The following is a 21,408-nucleotide window of genomic DNA, read 5'->3' as shown; positions in this document are numbered from 1 at the left end:
GACACCGGCGGAACGATGCACGACGAAGGGGCGGTGCTCTGCGGGGCACCGCCCCTTCCCGTTTCCGCCCGTCCGCGTTCCCCCCTCGGGCCCGGGGTCCTACCTGCCCAGGGAGCGGAGGTCCTGGGCGTAGGTGCCGACCGCGTGGGCGATGACGTCCACGTTGGTGTCGAAGGCCTTGAGGTCCAGGTTCTCCAGGGTGTCGCCGGCCCCGTGGTAGTTCGGGTCGTACGGCTGCCCGGCGGTGCCGCCGTAGCGGGCGGCCTGGGCGTCGGTCTTGATGCCCTCGGCGCCGGTGAAGGTGCCGCCGGCCGGGATGCCGGTGGCGATGAACGGGCCGTAGTCGGAGCGGCCGTCGAAGTCGCTGCCCTCGTGGGCCTTGCCGCGCTTGTCGAGGAAGCCGTTGATCAGGGCCTCGACCTGTGCCGAGCCGGCCGGGCCGGCGCCCGCGCCGGTGCGGTCCGAGTCGTCGCCGTCGTAGACGAACTGCGCCGGGTTCGGCGAGGCGATCATGTCGAAGTTCAGGTACAGCGCGATGTCCTTGCGCTGCTTCTCCGTGAGGCTCGCGACGTAGTGCTCGGATCCCAGCAGGCCCAGCTCCTCGGCCGACCACCAGGCGAAGCGGACCTTGTTGACGGGCTGCCCGTGGCCCTTGCGGGTCTGCTCGGCCAGCTTGAGGGCGACCTCCAGCAGGCCGGCGGAGCCGGAGCCGTTGTCGTTGATGCCGGGGCCCTCGGGTACGGAGTCCAGGTGGCTGCCGACCGTGACGACCCGGTCGGCGCGGCCGCCGCGGGTCTCGGCGATGACGTTGCGGGTCGTCTTGCGCACGTGCTCCTGGTCCAGCTCCAGGCGGACCTTCACCTCTCCCCCGGCGGCCGCGGAGGTCAGGGCCTCGCCGTCGGCCAGGGTGATGCCGGCGCTCGGGATCAGGCCCTCGGCGGGGGTGCTGAAGGAGCCGCGCACGGGGGTGGTGCCGCTGTGGTTGTAGACGATCAGGCCGACGGCGCCGGCCGCTGCGGCGGCCCGCTGCTTCTCGACGAAGGTGCAGGCACCCCGCTTGACCAGGGCTATCCTCCCGGCGAAGGCGCCCGCCGGGAAGTCGGCGGCGTCGCAGCCGGGGGTCTCGTCGACCCGGGCGAGCGCGAGGGGGGCGGTCAGGCCGCCGGCCGGGGTGGACTTCGTGAAGGTGAAGGCCGCGGTGGCCAGTTCACGGAGCTCGGGCGTGAGGACCGTGGCCTTCTCGGTCTTCGTCTTCGCCTCGAAGATGTCGAAGTCCTGGTACGAGACCCGGTAACCGGCCTTCTCCAGCGTCCGGTGGACGTACGCGGCGGAGGCGGCGTGGCCGGGCGTGCCCGCGGCGCGGTTGCCGCCGTGGGCGTCGGCGATCCGCTGGAACTCCGCCAGGTGGCGGTGGGCGCCCTTGCCGGAGACCTCCCTGACGAGGGTGCGGGCCAGCTTCGTGGTGTCCCGGGGGTGGGCGGTGGCCGGGGCGGCGGCGACCAGGACGAGCGGGGCGGCGACGGCCGCGGCGGTGACGAGGGCCGCGGCGGCGCGGGACCGCTGACGGTGGGCAGGCACGACGGATCCTTCCAGGTGGAGTTCGGAAATCGGTGCGTCGCGTCCGGAAAACGATCACGACTGGTCGGACCGTAATCACTCCCGCTGCCCCGAAAAGCCCGTAGAGGGCCCCGGAAACACACCTGCCACACATTTGTCATGAGCTGTCATGTTCGGCGGCGAGAAGCCCCGGATCCGCCGGGCGGCGCGCGGCGCGCGCCGCCGGAACCGCGAGACGTCCGCCACACGTCCCGTATCGCGGACAAAGGATTGGACAAGCCTGCCCGGGTCGCACGCATGATGGAGCTGGTCAGCCAGCGCCACAGCACCAGAAGGAGTCACCGTGAGGGTCGGAATCGTCGGAGCCACCGGTCAGGTCGGCGGAGTCATGCGCCGGATTCTCGCCGAGCGCAAGTTCCCGGTGGACCAGCTCCGCCTGTTCGCCTCCGCGCGTTCCGCGGGCTCCACCCTGGAGTGGGAGGGCCAGGAGATCACGATCGAGGACGCCTCGACCGCCGACTACTCCGGCCTGGACATCGTGCTCTTCTCCGCCGGCGGCGCCACCTCCAAGGCCCTCGCCGAGAAGGTCGCCTCCCAGGGCGCCGTCGTGATCGACAACTCCTCCGCCTGGCGCCGCGACCCCGAGGTCCCGCTGGTCGTCTCCGAGGTGAACCCGCACGCGATCAAGAACCGCCCCAAGGGCATCATCGCCAACCCGAACTGCACCACCATGGCCGCGATGCCGGTGCTGCGCCCGCTCCACGACGAGGCCGGGCTGACCGCGCTGGTCGCCACCACCTACCAGGCCGTCTCCGGCTCCGGCCTGGCCGGCGTCGCCGAGCTGGACGGCCAGGTCAAGGCCGTCTCCGAACACGCCACCGAGCTGACCCACGACGGCGGGGCCGTCGACTTCCCGGAGCCCGGCGTCTACAAGCGTCCGATCGCCTTCAACGTGCTCCCGCTGGCCGGCTCGATCGTCGACGACGGTTCCTTCGAGACCGACGAGGAGCAGAAGCTCCGCAACGAGTCGCGCAAGATCCTGGAGATCCCCGAGCTCAAGGTCTCCGGCACCTGCGTACGCGTCCCGGTCTTCTCCGGCCACTCGCTGCAGGTCAACCTCCGCTTCGACCGCCCGATCAGCGTCGAGCGCGCCTACGAGCTGCTCAAGGACGCCCCGGGCGTCGAGCTCTCGGAGATCCCGACCCCGCTCCAGGCCGCCGGCAAGGACGTCTCGTACGTGGGCCGCATCCGCGTGGACGAGACCGCCGAGCACGGCCTGGCGCTCTTCCTGTCGAACGACAACCTCCGCAAGGGCGCCGCGCTGAACGCGGTGCAGATCGCGGAGCTGGTCGCCGAGGAGCTGCGCGGCTGACCCCGCTGCCGACGACCGGGGAGGGGCGGCACCGTCACGGTGCCGCCCCTCCCTCGCGTTCAGGGCCTGCGCACCTCGAAGAGGAAGCAGCCGTACTCGACGGCGCGCACGTGCGCCAGCGCGACCTCCGGGTCGGCGAAGGCCCCGGCCAGGGCCCGGTCCAGGTCGGCGTCCGGGTCCTCGCCCAGCTCCACCAGCCGGCCGCCGACGATGCGCCCCGCCGCGTCGTAGCGGCGCACGGTGCGCAGCACCCCGGTCCGCGCGAAGGGCCGTCCCGCCTCCGGACCGGGTCCCCCGCAGTCCTCGGCGTGGATGAAGACGGGCCCCTGCTCGTCGTACGCGCCGGGCTCCGCCCCGGTCCCCGCCGCCCAGCGTCGCAGCGGCGCGTACGACACCAGGGCGATCCGCTCGCCGGGCTCGGTGCGCCGCAGGCAGCAGCGGAGCGGCTGCCCGCCGTCCGGGTCGCCGTACGGAACGCAGGCCCGGCCCGCGTCGTCGCGGTCCCGCAGTTCGCGCAGGGCCGCAGGGGGGATGGGAAGTGCCGTGTAGTGGTCCATGCGCCCCACCCTGCCCGCCGGGCCTGGTGCCGTCCGGCGGGAATCCGACGTCGCGTTCGCGAAAGGGCGGGCACGGACGGGCGGGCACGGACGGCCGCGCGGATCGGGGTCCGTCCGCCCGGGCCGATTACCGCAGGCGGGCGGGTGTGACGGCATGGAAGGATGGCCCGGAACGTCACCATCGAAGGAGATGAACGCGTGCCTGGCACGAACCTGACCCGTGAAGAGGCGCAGCAGCGCGCTGAGCTGCTCACCGTCGAGTCGTACGAGATCGGTCTCGACCTGAGCGGCGCCCAGGAGGGCGGGACCTACCGGTCCGAGACCACCGTGCGCTTCTCGTCCGCCGAGGCGGGTGCGACGACCTTCATCGACCTGGTCGCGCCGGCCGTGCACGAGGTCGTCCTGAACGGGAAGTCGCTGGACGTCGCCGCGGTCTTCCGGGACTCCCGCATCTCGCTGCCGCACCTGGCGGAGGGCCCGAACGAGCTGAAGGTCGTCGCCGACTGCGCGTACACGAACACCGGTGAGGGCCTGCACCGCTTCGTCGACCCGGTCGACGACCAGGCCTACCTCTACACGCAGTTCGAGGTGCCGGACGCCCGCCGCGTGTTCGCGTCCTTCGAGCAGCCCGACCTGAAGGCGACCTTCCAGTTCACCGTGAAGGCCCCCGAGGGCTGGACGGTCATCTCCAACTCGCCGACCCCCGAGCCGGCGGACAACGTGTGGGTCTTCGAGCCGACCCCGCGGATCTCGACGTACATCACCGCGCTGATCGTCGGCCCGTACCACTCGGTGCACAGCTCCTACGAGAAGGACGGGCAGAGCGTGCCGCTGGGTATCTACTGCCGTCCGTCGCTGGCCGAGTTCCTGGACTCCGACGCGATCTTCGAGGTGACGCGGCAGGGCTTCGACTGGTTCCAGGAGAAGTTCGCGTACGACTACCCGTTCGCCAAGTACGACCAGCTCTTCGTGCCGGAGTTCAACGCGGGCGCGATGGAGAACGCGGGCGCGGTGACCATCCGCGACCAGTACGTCTTCCGCTCCAAGGTGACGGACGCGGCCTACGAGGTGCGGGCCGAGACGATCCTGCACGAGCTGGCGCACATGTGGTTCGGCGACCTGGTCACCATGGAGTGGTGGAACGACCTGTGGCTGAACGAGTCGTTCGCGACGTACACCTCGATCGCCTGCCAGGCCTACGCGCCGGACTCGAAGTGGCCCCACGCGTGGACCACCTTCGCGAACTCCATGAAGACCTGGGCGTACCGGCAGGACCAGCTCCCGTCGACGCACCCGATCATGGCCGACATCCGTGACCTGGACGACGTGCTGGTCAACTTCGACGGCATCACGTACGCCAAGGGCGCCTCGGTGCTCAAGCAGCTCGTGGCGTACGTCGGCCAGGACGAGTTCTTCAAGGGCGTCCAGGCCTACTTCAAGGCCCACGCCTTCGGCAACACCCGCCTGTCCGACCTGCTGGGCGCGCTGGAGGAGACCTCCGGCCGCGACCTGAAGACCTGGTCGAAGGCGTGGCTGGAGACCGCGGGCATCAACGTCCTGCGCCCGGAGATCGAGACCGACGAGCACGGCGTGATCACGTCGTTCGCGGTGCGCCAGGAGGCCCCTGCGCTGCCGGCCGGCGCACAGGGCGAGCCGGTGCTGCGGCCGCACCGCATCGCGATCGGCTGCTACGACCTGGACGACGCGAGCGGCAAGCTGCTGCGTGACCGCCGGATCGAGCTGGACATCGCCGCCGCCGAGCTGACGGAGGTCCCGGAGCTGGTGGGGCACCGCCGCCCGGACGTCGTGCTGCTCAACGACGACGACCTGTCGTACGCGAAGGTCCGCCTGGACGAGGTCTCGCTGGCCAACGTCACCGCGCACCTGGGCGACTTCGAGGCCTCGCTGCCGCGGGCGCTGTGCTGGGCCTCGGCCTGGGACATGACCCGCGACGGCGAGCTGGCCACCCGCGACTACCTGGCGCTGGTCCTGTCGGGCATCGCCAAGGAGTCGGACATCGGCGTGGTGCAGTCGCTGCACCGCCAGGTGAAGCTGGCGATCGACCTGTACGCGGACCCGGCCTGGCGCGAGACGGGCCTGGCGGCCTGGACCGAGGCCACGCTGGAGCACCTGCGCGCGGCCGAGCCGGGGAGCGACCACCAGCTGGCGTGGGCGCGGGCGTTCGCGGCCACGGCCCGTACGGACGAGCAGCTCGACCTGCTGGCGGCGCTGCTGGACGGCACCGAGTCCGTCGAGGGCCTGGCGGTCGACACCGAGCTGCGCTGGACCTTCCTGGAGCGGCTGGCGGCCACCGGCCGGGCCGACGAGAAGGCCATCGCGGCCGAGCTGGAGCGGGACCGGACCGCGGCGGGCGAGCGGCACGCGGCCACGGCCCGCGCGGCGCGGCCGACCGCCGAGGCCAAGGCGGAGGCGTGGGCCTCCGTGGTGGAGACCGGCGACCTGCCGAACGCGGTGCAGGAGGCGGTGATCGGCGGCTTCGTGCAGTCCGACCAGCGTGAGCTCATCGCCCCCTACACGGAGAAGTTCTTCGCGGCGGTCAAGGGCGTGTGGGACAGCCGCAGCCACGAGATCGCGCAGCAGATCGCGGTCGGGCTGTACCCGTCGCTGCAGGTGTCGCAGGCGACGCTGGACGCGACGGACGCGTGGCTGGCTTCTGCGGAGCCGAACGCTGCGCTGCGGCGGCTGGTGTCCGAGTCCCGCTCGGGCGTCGAGCGGGCGCTGAAGGCGCAGGCGGCGGACGCCGCCGCCGCTTCCTGACGCCGCTCCCTGGTGACACCTCCCGGTGCCCCGGGCCCGCTTCCGCAGCGAGCCCGGGGCACCGGCCGTCTCCCCCCGACCCCGTGCCGCTCCCGTGCCGGGTGCCGTTGCTTGCCGCTCCCGTGCCGGGTGCGGGTCCCGTGCCGGGTGCCGTTGCCGGTGCCGGTCCCGTGCCGGGTGCCGTTGCCGGTGCCGGTCCCGTGCCGGGTGCCGTTGCTTGCCAGGGCGCGGTGCGGGTACCGGGTGCGGGTCTTTGCCCTGCGGGGCTGTCCCTCCCCCAGCTACCGCTGGGAGGTGCCCCCAGGGCTTCGCCCGGACCCCTTCGGGGGCTCCGCCCCCGTACCCTCCCCCAGCTACCGCTGGGGGGACCCCCAGCTCCTCAAACGCCGGAGGGGCTGGATCTGCCCTCGGGGCTAATGCCAGCCTCGCCGGCGTTTGAGGCGCGGGGGTCTGGGGGCAGCGCCCCCAGTTTCGGGATGGGGGTCCCCCCGGACGAAGTCTGGGGGAGGGCGGGGTGGGGAACCGGCTCCGCGCAGCGGCAACGACCCGCACCACGCACGACCCCGCACCCAGCACAGGACCCGCACCCCCGGCAAGCAACCGCACCCGGCACAGGACCCGCACCCCCGGCAAGCAACGGCACGGGACCCGTACCCGGGATCAGCCGTCCAGGCGGACCGGCATCAGGAGTGAGTAGCGGTGCTCGGTGTCGGGGTGCCGGAGGGCCACCGGGGCCGTGGGGGCACCGAGTTCGAGGATCAGCCCGTCACCGCCGCCGGCGGCCAGCGCGTCCAGCAGGAAGCCCCGGTCGACCCCCACCCGCTCCGGTTCGTCGTCCCCGTCCGCGCAGATGGCGACCGCCCCGTCCGACACCGTGAGCACGCTGACGTCCCGCCCCGTGTCGCCGTCCCCGGCCCGGACCGGCCCGGCGGACAGCGCCGCGCGGAAGGCCGGTACGTCGACGAGCGCGCGGCGTCCCTCGGGCAGGCCGGCCAGCCGGCGGTAGTCGGGGAAGTCGCGGGCCAGGGCACGGCCGGAGGTCTGCCGGTCGCCCGTCTCCAGCGTCACCCGGTCGCCGGCCACGGTGAGCCGGGCCTCGGCGGGGTCGTCGCCCAGCAGGGAGCGCATGGCGTCCACGAGCGGGGCCGGTACGACGGTCTGCGTGCGGGGCCCGTCGTGGCCGGTGGCCCCGGTGCGGGCGACGGCCAGCCGGTACCGGTCGGTGGCCACCACGTGCAGGTGCTCGCCCTCGGCGTCGAACAGGACGCCGCCCAGCGCCGGCAGGTCCGGGTCGGTGCTTACCGCGAAGCGGACGGCGTCCAGCGCGGCGGCCAGCCCGGCCGCGGGGACGGCCAGGCGGAGGGTGGCGGGGTGTGCGGTCATGGGGTTCTCCCTGTGCTCCAGCAGTGCTCGGACCGCGGAGAACTCGGCGCGCGCGTCGGCCAGGCCCCGTTCGAGGCGCCGCAGATGGGCCTCCAGCAGCTCCCGTACGACGCCGGAGTCCGTGCCGGACCAGCCGGCCAGGACGAGCCGGACGTCCGCCAGGGGCATGCCGGCCCGGCGCAGCCGGGCCAGCAGCCGGGCCTCGTCGAGCTGTTCGGGCCCGTACCAGCGGTAGCCGCTCACGGGGTCGACCCAGGCGGGGACCAGCACGCCGGCCCGGTCGTAGAACCGCAGGGCGCTCACGCCCAGTCCGCCGTCGCGGGCCATCTCGCCGATCGTGCGCATCTCGCTCTCCACACCCGGGACCCTGGGGCCTGCACCAGGTCGAGGGTCAAGCAGCGGGGTGTCCGTCCGGTGCGGCCGCCTCGCGGAGGGCCGTCAGGACGCGGGACAGGGCGGGGGCGGAGTCGGCGCCCCGGCGGGTGGCGGCGATGACGTGCCGCCGCGGCCGGTCGTGCGGGAGGGGCCGGACGGCGACGGCCGCGGCGCGGGCGGCGGCCATGCGCGGGATCAGCGCGACGCCCATGCCCGCCTCGACCATGGCCAGGATGGCGGTCCAGCCGGCCGCCGAGTGGGCCTGTTCCGGAACGAAGCCGGCCGCTTCGCAGGCGGCGCGGGTGATCTCGGACCAGGGGCCGCTGCCGCCGAAGATCCAGGGGTACCCCGCCAGGTCGGCCAGCCGCAGCTCCCCGGCCGCCGCCCCGGCGAGCGGGTGGTCCGGCGGCAGCGCCACGTCCAGGGGGTCGGCGAGCAGCGGTACGCGGGTGAAGCGCGGGTCGGCTGCGGTGGGGGCGTGGGCCGCGAGCGAGAGGGCGAGGTCGACCTCGCCGGAGGAGAGCAGCTCGTACGACTCGGCCGCCTCGGACTCCCGTACCCGCACCTCCAGGGCGGGGTGCGAGCGGCGCAGTGCCACCACCGCGGGGACCACGAGGGCCGGTACGGCGGTGGAGAAGGCGGCGACGCGGACCTCGCCCGCCTCCCCGTGCGCGTACCCGGCGAGCTCGGCGTCCGCCCGCTCCAGCTGCGCGAACACCGCCTCGGTGTGCCGGAGTACGAGGTGCGCGGCATCCGTGAGCCGCACCCGGCGTCCCTGCGCCTCCAGCAGCGTCACCCCGAGCTGCTTCGCGAGCCCGGACAGGGCCTGCGAAACGGCCGAGGGCGTCATCGCCAGCGCCTCGGCCGTCGCGGTCACCGTCCCCCGCTCGCTGAGCGTGCGCAGGATCCGGAGCTTCCTGAGGTCCCACTCGGTCATGAGCGCAACCTACCTGCGCGCCCCCAGCGTCACGCCGCCCAGGATCAGCGCCATGCACAGCAGTTGGAGGGGTCCGGTGGCCTCGCCGAGGAGGGCGAAGGACAGGACTGCGACGCAGACCGGCTGGAGGTAGTACACGACCCCGGCGCGGGCGGCTCCGATCAGCGCGATCGCCTTGTTCCAGGCGAAGAAGGCGAGGGCGGAGGAGAACACGCCGACGTACAGCAGCGGTCCGACGGTGCCGGGGGTGGCGTCGAAGGGGCCCTGGACGACGACCGAGACGGCGTACGCGGGGGCCAGCAGCAGGGCGCCGAGCGCGAAGGTGCTGAACAGGAAGGCGGGGCCGCCGATCCCGGAGGGCTTGCGGCGGACCAGGGCGCTGTAGGAGGCGAAGGACAGGGCGGCGCCGAACATCCAGAGGTCGCCGGCGGCGAGGTCGATGCCGGACGAGCCCTTGCCGACCAGGAGCAGGACGCCGAGCGCGGCGATGAGCAGTCCCGCGGTGCGGCGGGCACCGAGGCGCTCGCCGCCGAGCCGGCTGAAGAGGGCCATGACCACCGGGGAGGCGGCCATGATCATGCCCATGGTGGAGGCGGCGGTGGTCACGCCGGCCTGGTTGACCAGGGTGTTGTAGACGGTGACGCCGAGCAGGGCGGCGAGGGTGACGAAGCCGAGGTGTGCGCGGATCAGAGCCCGCTGGCGCCAGGCCGCCCGCGCCGTGAAGGGCGCCACGGCGGCGATGGCGACGAGCCACCGCCAGAAGGCGGCCTGTACGGGCGGGACGCTGTCGGCCAGTCCGCGGGAGGCGACGAAGCTGCCGGACCAGACGACCGTCGCCACCAGGGCCAGGAGGAGTCCGAGGCCGGCCGCGCCCTTCTTCGGGCGGCCCTCCCTCGCTCCGGCTGCCTGCTGCGGTGCGGTGCGGGCGCGGTCCATGACGGCCACGGGTCGCCTTCCTTTCTCCCTTGGGTGTCGCGTCGGTTCGTGGAGCTACCGTCGCACTCCGCCATTGCTCAGGTCCATCGAAAACTTTCGATCGTTCCGTTCAGTCGAACTGAACGGTTCGTGGCGGGCGACCACCGGGGAGGCGACCACCCCGGCCCGCCGCCTCGCCGGCAACTGGCCCACCACGGTGGCCCCGAAGGCGACCGCCATGCCGAGCAGCTGCACGGGCGAGAGGGCCTGGCCGAGGGCGGCCCAGCCGATCACGGCGGCGGTCAGCGGGGAGAGCGGGCCGAGCAGGGTGACGGAGGTGGCGGTGAGCCGCCCGATGCCGCGGAACCAGAGCCAGTACCCGACGGCGGTGTTGACCAGGGCGAGGTAGCCGTAGCCGGCCAGGGCGCGGCCGTCGAGCGCGGGCGGCGCCCCCTCCAGCAGGGCGGCCAAGGGCAGGATCAGCAGCCCGCCGGCGGTGAGCTGCCAGCCGGTCATCGCGAGGGGGCCGACGCCCTCGGGGCGGCCCCACCGCTTGGTCATCACGGTGCCCGCGGCCATGGAGGCGGAGGAGGCGACGCCGGCCAGCACGCCGGCCAGGTCGAGCGCGGCTCCGGCCCTGAGGACGACCATGCTCACGCCCAGCGCGGCGGCGACGGCGGCGAGCATGGTCCTGGTGGTCGCCCGCTCGCCCAGCAGCAGCGCCGCGAGACCGGCGACGAACAGCGGGCCGATGGAGCCGATGACGGCTGCGATACCGCCGGGCAGTCGGTAGGCGGCCAGGAAGAGGAGCGGGAAGAAGGCGCCGATGTTGAGGGCACCCAGGACAGCGGACCGCCACCACCAGGAGCCCCTGGGCAGGGTGCGGGAGAAGGCCAGCAGGGCGAGGCCGGCGGGCAGGGCGCGCATGGTGGCCGTGAAGAGCGGCCGGTCCGGCGGCAGGAACTCGGTGGTGACGGCGTAGGTGCTGCCCCAGGCGACCGGGGCGAGAGCGGTCAGCGCGACGACGGCGGCGCGGTTCATGGCGGGACCTCGGCTTCCCCTGTGGAGGTGATCGAGCAGGTCGCTGGAAATACCTTAGCATTCAGTTACTTAGTAGCAAGCTAAATGCGGAGACGGATCCGCCCCGTCCCTCGGACGGGCGGCCGGGGATACTGCGACGCATGGACGAAAGCCCGCATCCGGACCGGCCGGAACCACAGGACGCCGTCGACGCCATCGCCGCCCAGTGGCACACGGTCCGCCCCGAGCTCGACGTCTCGCCCATGGGGGTGTTCGGCCGGATCCACCGGATCAGCCGCGCCGTCACGGACGCGGCGGAGAAGACGTACGCCCGCCACGGGATCTCAGGCGGGGAGTTCGACGTGCTGGCGACGCTACGGCGCTCCGGCGAGCCCTACACCCTCTCGCCGCGGCAGCTCTCGGCCACCCTGATGCTCACCACCGGCGGGATGACCGGCCGCCTGGACAAGCTGGAACGGGCCGGACTGCTCTCGCGCAGCCCCGACCCCACCGACCGCCGCGCGCTCCAGGTCACGCTGACGGAGCGGGGCTTCGAGCTCGTCGAGGCCGCCGTGGTGGCCGGCCTGGAGACGCAGCACGCCTGCCTGGCCGGGCTCGACCGCGCGGAGACCGAGGTCCTCACCGGCCTGCTGCGCAGACTGCTCGCCGGACTGCCCCGGTAGCCCGCGCGGGCGCCGAAGGCCTTCAGGGCCCTCGGCGGCCGCGGAGGGCGCCCGAAGGGGCCCGGAAACGGGAACGGGACGCGCCGGCCCGTACCTGCACACGGACGTGCGGGTACGGACCGGGGCGCCCCGGCTCGAAAAGCAGGGGGTGGCTCAGCCCTGCTCGGCCTGCTTGCGGGACTTGTCACCGACCATCACGAGGCCCGCGATGACCAGGAACAGCACGATGGGAGTGAACACGAACAGACCGAGGGTCTCACCCACGCTCAGGCCCGTGCCGGGGTCGTCACCGTCGTCGCGGGTCAGCGCGAGCGCGGGAGACGTCATGAGCAGCATCATCAGCGTCGAGCCGGCCGCGACGGCACCGGCGCGCAGAGCGTTCTTCTTGTCCACGGTGCAAAAGTAGCGAACACCCGATCGGCCCGCGCGCCCGGGGGTGCCGTACGAGGTCACGCCCCCTCCCGCAGGGCTCTCATCAGGGCGTTCAGCCGCGGCGAGGCCACCACTTCCTCCAGCGCGAGCGGCCGGCCGGACGCGTCGGCGACCGGCAGCCGCCAGTTCGGGTACTCGTCCCAGGTCCCCGGCAGGTTCTGGGGACGCCGGTCCCCCAACCCGTCCGGCAGCCAGACGCCGACCAGCCGGGCCGGAGTGCGCAGCAGGAAGCCGTACACCGCCCGGACGGCGGCCTCCTCGTCGTCCGCCCCGAGCCCGAGGCGGTCCAGGACGGCCAGCCACTCGGCCGTCTCCGCCCGGTCGGCCGCCCGTTCCTCGGCCAGCGGGCGCGTCAGCAGGCCCAGCCGGTGGCGGAGTTCCACGTGCTCCCCCGTCAGCCGGGCCGCCGTGGGCGGCAGGTCGTGGGTGGTGGCCGTGGCCAGGCAGTCCGCCCGCCAGCGCTCGGGCGCCAGCGGCAGGCCGTCACCGGACCAGTCCCGCTCGAACCACAGCACGGACGTGCCCAGCACGCCCCGGCGCGCCAGCGCCTCCCGCACCGACGGCTCCACGGTCCCCAGGTCCTCGCCGATCACCACCGCGCCCGCCCGGTGCGCCTCCAGCACCAGGACGGCGAGCATCGCCTCGGCGTCGTAGGACACGTACGTGCCTTCGGTGGGCGGCCGCCCGCCCGGCACCCACCAGAGCCGGAACAGGCCCATCACGTGGTCGATGCGCAGCGCCCCCGCGTGCCGCAACAGCCCCCGCAGCAGCCCGCGGTACGGCGCGTACCCCGAGGCGGCCAGCGCGTCCGGACGCCAGGGGGGCAGGCCCCAGTCCTGGCCCCGCGCGTTGAAGGCGTCCGGCGGTGCGCCCACGGACATTCCGGCGGCGAAGGCCCCGGGCCGCGCCCACACGTCGGAGCCCTCGGGGTGGACGCCCACCGCGAGGTCGTGCACCAGCCCCAGCGGCATCCCCGCCTCCCGGGCGGCCCGCTGGGCGGCGGCGAGCTGGCCGTCCGTCAGCCAGGCGAGCCAGCGGTGGAAGGCCACCTCGGCCTCCGGGGCGGTGTCCGGCCAGGCGGCCGGGTCGGGCCCGTGGGCGGCGGCCAGGGCGTTCCAGCGCGCATGGTCCTCCAGGGCCCGGCCCTGGGCGGCGAGGAACTCCCGGTGCTCGGCCTCGCGGACGGGGGCGCGCGGGACGGCGTACAGCACCCGCAGGGCCTCGGCCTTGACCGCCCAGACGGCGTCACGGTCGATCAGGCCGCCCTTGTCGAGCACCTCCTGGCGCAGAACGGCGGCGCGGGCGGACAGTTCCGCCAGCACGGCGCGCCGTTCCGGGCCGGCCTGCTCGTACTCCGGGACGTCCTCCACGCGCAGGTGGACGGGGTCGGGGAAGCGGCGCGAGGAGGGGCGGTAGGGCGAGGGGTCGGTCGGGCGGCCCGGCACGGCCGAGTGCAGCGGGTTCACCTGCACGAAGCCGGCGCCGTGGGTACGGCCGGCCCAGGCGGCGAGCTCCGCGAGGTCGCCGAGGTCCCCCATGCCCCAGGAGCGGTGCGAGAGCAGGGAGTAGAGCTGCACGAGGAGCCCGTGCGCCCGCTCCGGCGGCGCGGGCGCCCGCTCCGGCGCGACGACCAGCGTGGCCCCGCCCTGCCGCCCGTCGGGCGTGACCACCCGTACCCGGTGCACGCCGAGCGGCACGGCGCCGGGCCCGCCGGACGGGCCGTCACCGGGCGGAACGGCGCCGTTGCCCGCACCAGTCTCCGTGTCCGTGTCCGTGCCCGTGTCCGTGCCCGCGCCCGTGTCCGCGCCCGTGTCCGCACCCGGACGCGTGCCCGTGTGCGCGCTCCCCCGCGCACTCGCGCCCCGGGAGGCGTGCGCACCCGGGGCGCCCGCGACCCACTCCGCGCTCCCGCCGTCCTCCAGCTCGACCCGGATCCGCGTGCCGGGCGGCAGTTCGGCGAGGGCGTGCGGCAGCCCCGGCACGGCGGGCTGCGGGGCGTCCGGCCCGCCGCCCGGCACCCCGTCCGGGAGCGGGACCGGCGGCGCCGGGGGCCCGGCCCGCCACCACACCAGCGTCGCCGGCAGCAGCCGGGCGGCGGCCTCCTCCCCGGCGGCCCGGAGGGCGGCGGAGACCGCGGCCGGGGTCGACGCGTCGACCCCCAGGGCCGCGAGCACCGCGACGACGGTGGCGTCCGCGACCGGGACGCTGACGCCCTCGGAAGGCTCGTAGGAGGTGGCTACTCCATGGACTGCGGCGAGCCGGGCAAGGCCCATCTAGACCCCTGTCGGCCCCTGGTCCGAGGCCGCACCGGGGGCGGTGGGCTCGCTCGTCAGGGGCGCTGCTTCCGCGAGCGGCGGCTCGCTGGTGAGTGGTGCGGCGTCGGCGAGCGGCGGCTCGCTCGTGAGGGGCGGCAGTGAAGCCTGCCGCGGCAGGTGCGGGAGAGGGGCGGCAGAAACCGCTCGGGCCTGTTTGGAACGGGTTCTTCCGGACATGTGCGCACTCCTTCGTGCCGAATCGGAACATCGGGGGCCTACCCCGGCCCTTCACCGCGCATTCCTGCACTCCAGGCGGCTTCCGGCGAAATGATCTCGGGTCATAACGGTCACAACGGCCAAGGGCGTTGACACTTCAGCCGCACGGGTGGTGGGCTCGGGCTCATTCGTACGAGCGGGGGGGCCGTCTCGACACGAAGGAGGCCCGGGTGCCGATCCGGGGCAGGAAGCGCACCACCGCCGTCGCGATCGCCGTCGTGGGCGGGCTGCTCGCGGCGCCCGGGGCGCTGGCGGCCCCCGCTCCGACGCCCGTGACCGGGCCGGCCGCCGGGCCGACGGACGCTCAGCCGCCCGCGCGCGGGTCCGCGTTGCCCGCGCTCTGGCCCCGCCCCCAGTCCCTGCTCGCCTCCGGTCCCGGCGTGCCACTGGGCGCCGAGGCCGTGCTCGTCACACCGGCCGGGACCGACCCGTACGCCGTCGAGGTCGTCCGTACGGCGCTGCGCGCGGCCGGGGTACGGACCCTGCACGAGGCGGCTCCGGACGCCCCGCTGCCCGCCGGCGGCACCGTCTTCCGCCTCCAGGGCCCCGACGCCGAACAGGCGCTGCGCGCGCTCGGCGCCACCGAGGCCGCCGACCTGCCGGCGGGCGGCTACCGCCTGGCCGTCGGCGCGTACGCGGGCCGGGACACCGTGGCCCTCGTCGGCACCGGCCCCGACGGGCTCTTCCACGCCGCCCAGACGCTGCGCCAGCTCGTCCCCGCGGGCGGCAGGGTGCCGGGCGTCCTGGTGCGCGACTGGCCCGCGGCCGCCGTCCGCGGCATCACCGAGGGCTTCTACGGCGAGCCGTGGACCCGCGAACAGCGCCTCGCCCAGCTCGACTTCCTGGGCCGCACCAAGCAGAACCGCTACCTCTACGCCCCCGGCGACGACCCGTACCGCGGCGCGCGCTGGCGCGAGGAGTACCCGGAGGAGCAGCGCGCCGACTTCCGCGCCCTGGCCGCCCGGGCGCGGACCAACCACGTGACCCTCGCCTGGGCGGTGGCCCCCGGCCAGAACCTGTGCCTGTCCTCGGCGGACGACCGCGCGGCCCTGCTGCACAAGCTCGACGCCATGTGGGCCCTGGGCGTACGCGCTTTCCAGCTCCAGTTCCCCGACGTCAGCTACACCGAGTGGCAGTGCCGGGCGGACCGGGAGCGGTACGGCAAGGGGCCCGAGGCGGCGGCGCGGGCGCACGCGGACCTGGCGAACACGGTCGCCTCGGAGCTGGCCCGGCGGCACCCGGGCGCCGAGGCCCTGTCGCTGCTGCCGACGGAGTTCTACCAGGACGGTGCCACCGCGTACCGGACCGCGCTGGCCCGGGCGCTGGACGAGCGGGTCGAGGTCGCGTGGACCGGCATCGGCGTGGTGCCGCGCACCATCACGGGCCGGGAGCTGGCCGGGACGCGCGCGGTCTTCGGCCATGCGCTGGTCACCATGGACAACTACCCCGTCAACGACTACGCGCCCGAGCGGCTCTTCCTCGGCCCCTCCCAGGGCCGGGAGCCCGCGGTGGCCAACGGCTCGGCGGCGGTCCTGGGCAACGCGATGCAGCAGGCCGCGCTGTCCCGCGTACCGCTGTTCACCGCGGCCGACTACGCGTGGAACCCGCGCGGCTACCAGGCCGGCGCCTCCTGGGCCGCGGCCCTGGACGAGCTGGCGGGCGGCGACGCGCGGGCGCGCGAGGCGCTCGGCGCGCTGGCCGGGAACACCGCGTCCTCCGTGCTGGGCGCGGACGAGTCCGCGTACCTGCGGCCGCTGCTCGCCGAGTTCTGGGCGGCACGCGGCGGTGCGGACCGGGCGGCCCAGGACCGGGCCGCGGACCGGCTGCGGGCGGCGTTCACCGTGATGCGGGAGGCGCCCGAGCGGCTGCGCGGTCCGGCGGACGGCACGCTCGGCACCGAGGCGGGGCCCTGGATCGAGCAGCTGGCCCGGTACGGCGCGGCCGGCGAGCTGGCCGTCGACCTGCTGCGGGCCCAGGCGCACGGCGACGGCGCGGCGGCCTGGAAGGCGCAGCTGGCCCTGGCGGAGGCACGTAGGGCCGTCGCGGCGGCGGACTCCTCCGCGGTGGTCGGCAAGGGCGTGCTGGGGCCGTTCCTGGCCAAGGCGGCCGAGGCGGCCGACGAGTGGACCGGCGCGAGCCGCCGGGCCGTGGGCACGGTGTCGCGGGACGACCGCTCGTACACCGTGCAGCTGGGCGGCGTACGGCCGGTCGAGGCGGTCACCGTGATGACCGGGCCCCGCGCGGACGCGCCGGCCGGCGACCGGGGCGCGGTCGTGGAGGCGCACGTGCCGGGCGAGGGCTGGCGGAAGGTGGGCGACGTCTCGCCGAGCGGCTGGACGCAGGCGCACGCCATGGGGCTGCGCGCCGACGCCATACGGCTGGTGTGGGCGGGCGAGGCGCCGGCGGTGCACAGGGTGGTGCCGTGGTTCGCGGACGACCCCTCGGCCCGCTTCGAGCTCGCGGGCAGCGGGCGCGCGGACGCGGAGATCGGCGGTTCGGCGCAGCGGGTGACCGCGGAGCTGGCGGCGCTGAAGCCCGGCGAGGTGCAGGGCGCGATGACCGCGCGGGCGCCGCACGGGATCCAGGTGAAGGTGCCGGCCAGGACGACGGTGCCGCGGGGCGGGAAGCTGACGGTGCCGGTGGAGGTGGTGGTTCCGGAGGGCACGCCCCCGGGCGTGTACGAGGTGCCGGTGTCCTTCGGCACCGAGTCCCGCACCCTGACGGTGCGGGCGTTCCCGCGCACGGGCGGCGCCGACCTGCTGGCCGGGCGTCCGGCCGCGTCCTCGGGGGACGAGACCCCTGACTTCCCCGCGTCGGCGGTGACGGACGCGGACCCGGCCACCCGCTGGTCCTCCCTGCCGGAGGACGGCGCGTGGTGGCAGGGCGAGCTGGCCGGGCCGGTGCGGCTGGGGCAACTGGTGCTGCACTGGCAGGACGCGTACCCCTCCTCCTACCGGGTGCAGGTCTCCGGGGACGGCGTGACGTGGCGGACCGCGGCCGTGGTCGCGTCCGCGGGTGGGCGCGAGTCGGTGCGGATGGACGAGGCGGGGGCGCGGTTCGTGCGGGTGCTGTGCGATGAGCGGGCCACGCGGTTCGGCTGCTCGCTGTGGGGCGCGGAGGCGTACGCGGTCACGCCGTAGCCCGCTCCCGGGCCCGGGTCCCGTGCCGGGCGCGGGCCCCGTGCCGGGCGCCGGTCCCGTCCCGGGTGCCGGTCCCGTCCCGGGTGCGGGCCGTCGCCGGGTGCGGGCCGTTGCCCTGCGGGGCTGATCCCTCCCCCGGCTACCGCTGGGAGGTGCCCCCAACCCGCCCTTTCTCCGTTTCCCGGGCTCCGCCCGGACCCGTTGCGGGGGCTCCGCCCCCGTACCCTCCCCCAGCTACCGCTGGGGGTGCCCCCAGGTCCTCAAACGCCGGAGGGGCTGGAATTGCCGGTGGCGCGCAACCGCCCCCGGCACGGGACCGGCACCACGCCCCCGGCAAGCGCACCCGGCACGGGACCGGCACCACCCCCGGCGCGCAACCGCCCCCGGCACGGGACCGGCACGGGGCCCGTGCCGGGCAACACCCGGTACGGGAAGGGTCAGGACGCCGCCGTGCGGGCCAGGGCGTCCTCGGCCCCGTACGGCTGGAGGTACGGCATCCATCGCGGGTCCCGGTGACCCGTGCCGATGATCCGCCAGGCCAGACCCGACGGCGGAGCCGGCTGGTGGCGCAGCCGCCAGCCCAGGTCGACCAGGTGCCGGTCGGCCTTGACGTGGTTGCAGCGGCGGCAGGCCGCCACGACGTTGTCCCACACGTGCTGGCCGCCGCGGCTGCGGGGGATCACGTGGTCGACGCTGGTGGCGACGCCGCCGCAGTACATGCAGCGGCCGCCGTCCCGGGCGAACAGGGCGCGACGGGTGAGAGGAACGGGCCCCCGGTAGGGGACCCGCACGAACCGCTTCAGGCGTACCACGCTGGGCGCGGGGACGACTCTGGTCGCGCTGTGCATGAAGGCGCCGGATTCCTCGAGGGAGATGGCCTTGTTCTCCAGGACGAGGACGAGCGCGCGGCGGAGCGGTACGACGCCGAGGGGCTCGTACGACGCGTTGAGGACCAGGACGTGCGGCACGGACTGCCTCCTTGTACGCCGGCGGCGCGTGGCTCGCGCCGGGACGATCTGCTTTCAGTCTCTCCTCACTGCTGGTCGAAGCGCCACCACGAGGCTGTAACGGGTCCGAGGTGTTTTCGACCACACCGGTGTCATCCCCCGGTGAGACTGGTCTCTCCCTCGAACAAGGCGACCGGGTAAGGCGGAGTGCGCCGTTAGTGTGGAGAGCCTGTCCCGCCACACCCCGCGGGCGGACCGCTACACCTGGAGGTTCCTGTCGTGTCCTGGCCCGTGCTGGCCCTGACGGCCCCCGATGCGCCGACCACGCTGCAAGAGGCCCACGAGACCGCGACGAACGCCGCGGGCTTCGTGGAGGAGAACTGGGCCGACTGGCTCAACACGGGACTGAAGATCCTGCTGATCCTGGTGATCGCGGGAGTGCTCCGGTCGGTGATCCGCAAGGCGATCACCAAGTTCATAAACCGGATGAACCGCAGCGCCGAGGCCGTGGAGGGCACGGCGCTCGGCGGACTGCTGGTCAACGCCGAGCGGCGGCGCCAGCGCTCCGAGGCGATCGGCTCGGTGCTGCGCTCGGTGGCGTCGTTCCTGATCCTCGGCACGGCCGGGCTGATGGTGCTCGGCGCGCTGGAGATCAACCTCGGCCCGCTGCTCGCGAGTGCCGGTGTGGCCGGTGTGGCCATCGGTTTCGGCGCGCGGAACCTGGTCACGGACTTCCTGTCCGGCGTCTTCATGATCCTGGAGGACCAGTACGGCGTCGGCGACAAGATCGACGCCGGCGTCGCCTCGGGCGAGGTGATCGAGGTCGGCCTGCGCGTGACGAAGCTGCGCGGCGACAACGGTGAGATCTGGTACGTGCGCAACGGCGAGGTCAAGCGGATCGGGAACCTGAGCCAGGGCTGGGCCACCGCCGGGGTGGACGTGCAGGTCAAGCCGACCGAGGACCTGGCGCAGGTGCGCCGGGTGATCACCGAGGTGGCGGACGCGATGTCCAAGGAGTCCCCCTGGGACGAGCGGCTGTGGGGCCCGATCGAGGTCCTGGGCCTGGACGAGGTGCTGCTCGCCTCGATGACCGTCAAGGTCTCCGCCAAGACCATGCCCGGCCAGCAGTTCTCCGTGGAGCGCGAGCTGCGCTGGCGGATCAAGCAGGCCTTCGACGACGCGGGCATCCGGATCGTCGGCGGGGTGGGGCCGGCCGAGGAGGACGCGGCGCCGGCCCCCGACCCGGCCGCCACGGTCGCGCCGCCGTCGGCGCTGGCGAACCCCGCTTCGCCGCAGTCCCTGGCCACCGCGCCGATACCGCAGCCGCAGGGCCCCCGGATGACCAAGTAGCCCGGGACCCGCTCCCCGCCGTACGCCCTCGCCCCCGTCGGTCCCGCCGACGGGGGCGAAGCGTTTTCCGCGGCCTGCGCGCGGACCGTTGACGACCCCCTGAGCTGCGCACTACGTTGCTCCGCAGCCGATAGGAAAGTTTCCTAACAGTTTCGGGAGAGAGCGCACCCATGGCAGGTACCCCAGGAACCCCCCGCGTGCTGCGGGCCATGAACGACCGGGCCGCCCTGGACCTGCTGCTGGAACACGGTCCGCTCTCCCGCACCCGCATCGGCCGTCTGACCGGCCTGTCCAAGCCCACCGCCTCCCAGCTGCTGGCCCGGCTGGAGGCCGCCGGGCTGGTCGTCGCCACCGGCACCGACGGCGGGCGGCCGGGACCCAGCGCCCAGCTGTACGCGCTCAACGCGGGCGCCGCGCACGTCGGGGCCCTGGACGTGACCCCCGAGCGGATCGTCGCCGCCGTCGCGGACCTGGCCGGCGAGACGGTGGGCACCTTCGAGCTGCCCTCCCCCGCCCGCCGGGGCCCGGGTGCGCCGGGCGCCGTCGAACGGGTCGTCACCGCACTCGACGGCGCGGTCGCGGCCGCGGGGCTGACCCGCTCGGCACTCCACCGCGTGGTGATCGGCACGCCCGGCGCCTTCGACCCGCACACCGGGCGCCTGCGGTACGCCAGCCACCTGCCCGGCTGGCACTCCCCCACCCTGCTGGACGAGCTGGCCGCGGTGCTGCCGATGCCGGTCGAGTACGAGAACGACGTGAACCTCGCCGCCGTCGCCGAGCAGCGGCTCGGCGCCGCCCGGGGCCACGAGGACTTCGTGCTGCTGTGGAACCAGGAGGGCATCGGCGCCGCCCTGGTGATCGGCGGCCGGCTGCACCGCGGCTGGACCGGCGGCGCCGGCGAGGTCGGCTTCCTGCCGGTGCCCGGCGCCCCGCTGGTCAGGCAGGTGGCGCGGGTCGGCTCCGGCGGCTACCAGGAGCTGGCCGGCGTACAGGCGCTGCCCGCGCTCGCCCGGGAGCTCGGCATCACCGACCTCCCTCCGCACGAGGAGCCCTCGCCCGGCCGCGATCCGCACCTCGGGCCCGCGCTGGCCCTGCTCGGCCGGGCCGCCCAGGAGACCGGGGGCCCGTACCGGCAGCTGCTGGAGCGGTACGCGACGGCGCTCGCCACCGGTCTGGCCGCGGTGGTCGCCGTACTGGACCCGGAGGTCGTCGTGCTGTCCGGCGCGGCCGTCACCGCCGGCGGCGAGGCGCTGCGCGACCTCGTCGGGGCCGAACTCGCCGAACTCGCCGCGGCCCGGCCCCGGCTGGTGACCGGCGAGGTCCAGGACCAGCCCGTGCTGCGCGGCGCGCTGGAGAGCGCCCTCTCCGCAACCCGTGACGAGGTCTTCGACACCTCGCGCTGACCCTCCGCCCGCCCCTGCCCGCGTACGT

15 protein-coding genes are annotated in these 21,408 nt (G+C 74.8%); 6 read left to right on the top strand and 9 right to left on the bottom strand.

The window, feature by feature from the left end; genetic code table 11:
* Window positions 1-99: 99 nt before the first annotated feature.
* Window positions 100-1,578, bottom strand: a complete 1,479-nt coding sequence (locus tag ACIF6F_RS25190) for a M28 family metallopeptidase (RefSeq protein ID WP_399950637.1) — start codon at window positions 1,576-1,578, stop codon at window positions 100-102.
* A 322-nt stretch (window positions 1,579-1,900) separates the two neighbouring features.
* Between ACIF6F_RS25190 and ACIF6F_RS25185 the strand changes: the two genes are divergently transcribed.
* Window positions 1,901-2,929, top strand: a complete 1,029-nt coding sequence (locus ACIF6F_RS25185) for an aspartate-semialdehyde dehydrogenase (protein WP_399950634.1) — start codon at window positions 1,901-1,903, stop codon at window positions 2,927-2,929.
* Window positions 2,930-2,988: 59 nt separating this feature from the next.
* Here the strand turns inward: ACIF6F_RS25185 and ACIF6F_RS25180 are convergent, their stop codons facing one another.
* Window positions 2,989-3,486: a DUF1203 domain-containing protein gene (locus tag ACIF6F_RS25180; RefSeq protein ID WP_399950631.1), complete on the bottom strand. Its 498-nt coding sequence runs from the start codon at window positions 3,484-3,486 to the stop codon at window positions 2,989-2,991.
* Window positions 3,487-3,684: 198 nt separating this feature from the next.
* On the opposite strand from ACIF6F_RS25180, the gene pepN reads away from it, so the two are divergent.
* On the top strand, window positions 3,685-6,264 hold the full coding sequence (pepN, locus tag ACIF6F_RS25175; protein WP_399950628.1) for an aminopeptidase N: 2,580 nt from the start codon (window positions 3,685-3,687) through the stop codon (window positions 6,262-6,264).
* A gap of 660 nt (window positions 6,265-6,924) precedes the next feature.
* On the opposite strand, the gene ACIF6F_RS25170 is transcribed toward pepN, so the two are convergent.
* From ACIF6F_RS25170 to ACIF6F_RS25155, 4 genes are read right to left on the bottom strand one after another with little or no spacing between them, the layout of a single operon-like run.
* Window positions 6,925-7,992 carry a MerR family transcriptional regulator gene (locus tag ACIF6F_RS25170; protein ID WP_399950625.1) on the bottom strand — a complete coding sequence of 356 codons (1,068 nt, stop codon included), beginning with the start codon at window positions 7,990-7,992 and terminating at the stop codon, window positions 6,925-6,927.
* Window positions 7,993-8,038: 46 nt separating this feature from the next.
* On the bottom strand, window positions 8,039-8,959 hold the full coding sequence (locus ACIF6F_RS25165; RefSeq protein ID WP_399950622.1) for a LysR family transcriptional regulator: 921 nt from the start codon (window positions 8,957-8,959) through the stop codon (window positions 8,039-8,041).
* Window positions 8,960-8,968: 9 nt separating this feature from the next.
* Window positions 8,969-9,895: a DMT family transporter gene (locus ACIF6F_RS25160; protein WP_399950810.1), complete on the bottom strand. Its 927-nt coding sequence runs from the start codon at window positions 9,893-9,895 to the stop codon at window positions 8,969-8,971.
* Window positions 9,896-9,949: 54 nt separating this feature from the next.
* Window positions 9,950-10,915, bottom strand: coding sequence for an EamA family transporter (locus tag ACIF6F_RS25155; protein ID WP_399950619.1), 966 nt, complete (start codon window positions 10,913-10,915; stop codon window positions 9,950-9,952).
* A 140-nt stretch (window positions 10,916-11,055) separates the two neighbouring features.
* Here ACIF6F_RS25155 and ACIF6F_RS25150 point away from each other — a divergent pair, with 140 nt between their 5' ends.
* Window positions 11,056-11,577: a MarR family winged helix-turn-helix transcriptional regulator gene (locus ACIF6F_RS25150; RefSeq protein ID WP_399950616.1), complete on the top strand. Its 522-nt coding sequence runs from the start codon at window positions 11,056-11,058 to the stop codon at window positions 11,575-11,577.
* Between the two features lie 153 nt (window positions 11,578-11,730).
* Here ACIF6F_RS25150 and ACIF6F_RS25145 read toward each other — a convergent pair whose 3' ends face one another.
* Window positions 11,731-11,970: a hypothetical protein gene (locus ACIF6F_RS25145; RefSeq protein ID WP_399950613.1), complete on the bottom strand. Its 240-nt coding sequence runs from the start codon at window positions 11,968-11,970 to the stop codon at window positions 11,731-11,733.
* Window positions 11,971-12,026: 56 nt separating this feature from the next.
* Window positions 12,027-14,282, bottom strand: coding sequence for a 4-alpha-glucanotransferase (locus ACIF6F_RS25140; RefSeq protein ID WP_399950610.1), 2,256 nt, complete (start codon window positions 14,280-14,282; stop codon window positions 12,027-12,029).
* Between the two features lie 428 nt (window positions 14,283-14,710).
* Here ACIF6F_RS25140 and ACIF6F_RS25135 point away from each other — a divergent pair, with 428 nt between their 5' ends.
* Window positions 14,711-17,680 (top strand): beta-N-acetylglucosaminidase domain-containing protein, encoded by a 2,970-nt coding sequence (locus ACIF6F_RS25135; protein WP_399950607.1) that lies wholly within the window; start codon window positions 14,711-14,713, stop codon window positions 17,678-17,680.
* Window positions 17,681-18,117: 437 nt separating this feature from the next.
* Here ACIF6F_RS25135 and ACIF6F_RS25130 read toward each other — a convergent pair whose 3' ends face one another.
* Window positions 18,118-18,648 carry an HNH endonuclease gene (locus ACIF6F_RS25130; protein WP_399950604.1) on the bottom strand — a complete coding sequence of 177 codons (531 nt, stop codon included), beginning with the start codon at window positions 18,646-18,648 and terminating at the stop codon, window positions 18,118-18,120.
* 258 nt (window positions 18,649-18,906) lie between these two features.
* Here ACIF6F_RS25130 and ACIF6F_RS25125 point away from each other — a divergent pair, with 258 nt between their 5' ends.
* Together ACIF6F_RS25125 and ACIF6F_RS25120 are read left to right on the top strand one after the other, a co-directional pair.
* Window positions 18,907-19,977, top strand: coding sequence for a mechanosensitive ion channel family protein (locus ACIF6F_RS25125; protein ID WP_399950601.1), 1,071 nt, complete (start codon window positions 18,907-18,909; stop codon window positions 19,975-19,977).
* Between the two features lie 170 nt (window positions 19,978-20,147).
* Complete coding sequence (locus ACIF6F_RS25120; RefSeq protein WP_399950598.1) at window positions 20,148-21,380, top strand: ROK family protein; 1,233 nt, start codon at window positions 20,148-20,150, stop codon at window positions 21,378-21,380.
* Window positions 21,381-21,408: the final 28 nt, after the last annotated feature.

Origin of the sequence: Streptomyces sp. NPDC086023, from assembly GCF_044540325.1 — a bacterium.
Lineage (GTDB): Bacteria > Actinomycetota > Actinomycetes > Streptomycetales > Streptomycetaceae > Streptomyces.
This window is presented reverse-complemented; position numbering and strand designations above follow the sequence as displayed.